Source organism: Gilvimarinus sp. 2_MG-2023, assembly GCF_030547685.1.
Lineage (GTDB): Bacteria > Pseudomonadota > Gammaproteobacteria > Pseudomonadales > Cellvibrionaceae > Gilvimarinus.
The window spans coordinates 979-2,353 of the sequence record NZ_JAUOQM010000001.1 but is presented as its reverse complement, the minus strand read 5'-3'; the positions used below and the strand labels follow the sequence as shown (position 1 = coordinate 2,353).

At 57.3% G+C, this 1,375-nt stretch carries 1 protein-coding gene and 1 pseudogene; both read right to left on the bottom strand.

The window, feature by feature from the left end; translation table 11 throughout:
- Window positions 1-73 precede the first annotated feature (73 nt).
- Window positions 74-1,228, bottom strand: coding sequence for a methionine adenosyltransferase (metK, locus tag Q4526_RS00015; protein ID WP_215974633.1), 1,155 nt, complete (start codon window positions 1,226-1,228; stop codon window positions 74-76).
- Window positions 1,229-1,262: 34 nt separating this feature from the next.
- Window positions 1,263-1,375 (bottom strand): annotated as a pseudogene (locus Q4526_RS00010) (ArsR family transcriptional regulator); the annotation flags it as partial.

Genomic DNA, 1,375 nt, shown 5'->3' with positions numbered 1-1,375 from the left:
GGCCTCAGACCTCAGACCTCAGACCTCAGACCTCAGACCTCAGACCTCAGACCTCAGACCTCCGCCATTTTATTTAAAGTGCCTTCTTCAACGCCTCTACTTTATCGGTTTTTTCCCAGGTGAATTCCGGCAGTTCGCGGCCGAAGTGGCCGTAGGCGGCGGTGGCGCGGTAAATGGGGCGCTTGAGGTCGAGCATGGCGATCAGGCCTTTGGGGCGCAGGTCGAAGTGTTCGCGAACCAGGTTTTCAATCTCGTGGTCGGCCAGCTTGCCGGTGCCGAAGGTGTTGATCGAAATCGAGGTGGGCTCGGCCACACCAATGGCGTAAGACACCTGAATTTCGCAGCGGTCGGCCAGGCCGGCGGCGACGATATTCTTGGCGACATAGCGGCCGGCGTAGGCCGCCGAGCGGTCAACCTTGGAGGGGTCTTTACCCGAGAAGGCGCCGCCGCCGTGGCGGGCCATGCCGCCGTAGGTGTCGACAATAATCTTGCGGCCGGTCAGGCCGCAGTCGCCTACCGGGCCGCCGATAATAAATTGGCCGGTGGGGTTAATGTGATACAAAGTGTCGTCGTGCAACCATTCGGCGGGCAGTACCGGCTTAATGATTTCTTCGCGTACCGCCTCTTGCAAATCTTTTAGAGCAATGCCCGGATCGTGCTGAGTCGAGAGTACCACCGCATCAATGGCAACCGGCTGGCCGTTTTCGTAGCGCAAGGTTACCTGGCTTTTGGCGTCGGGGCGCAGCCAGTCGAGCTTGCCGTTTTTGCGCAACTCGGCCTGTTTTTCTACCAAGCGGTGCGAGTAGTAAATGGGGGCTGGCATAAGTACGTCGGTTTCGTTGGAGGCGTAACCAAACATCAGGCCCTGATCGCCGGCACCTTGATCTTTTTGCTCGGCTTCATCCACGCCCACGGCAATGTCGGCCGATTGTTTACCAATGGCGTTGAGCACGGCGCAGGAGGCGCCATCAAACCCAACATCGGAGCTGTTATAGCCAATGTCGAGAATGACCTGACGAATTAAATCTTCCAGATCGACATAGGTCGAGGTGCGAACCTCGCCGGCAACCACGGCCATGCCGGTTTTTACCAGAGTTTCTACCGCGACGCGGGCTTCCGGGTCATCGGTCAGAATGGCGTCCAGTACGGCGTCGGAAATCTGATCGGCCAGTTTGTCTGGGTGACCTTCCGAGACCGACTCGGAAGTAAAAAGGGCGTATTCGGCCATAGTCGATTGGCTCCTGTTCATTAAAATCGAAAAATTAAACTCGTTTAAAAAATTGTCGCAGCTGCACCTGAAAGCCATTGCGCAGGGCAATGTACATGCTTTGGCCGTCTTCCAGGCCGGCGTCCTCCGCCCACTGGGTAAGGTCGG

What these genes read in the sequence shown, in the direction of transcription:
- metK (WP_215974633.1), bottom strand. Translation starts at nt 1,228, where the DNA reads ATGGCCGAATACGCCCTTTTTACTTCCGAGTCGGTCTCGGAAGGTCAC.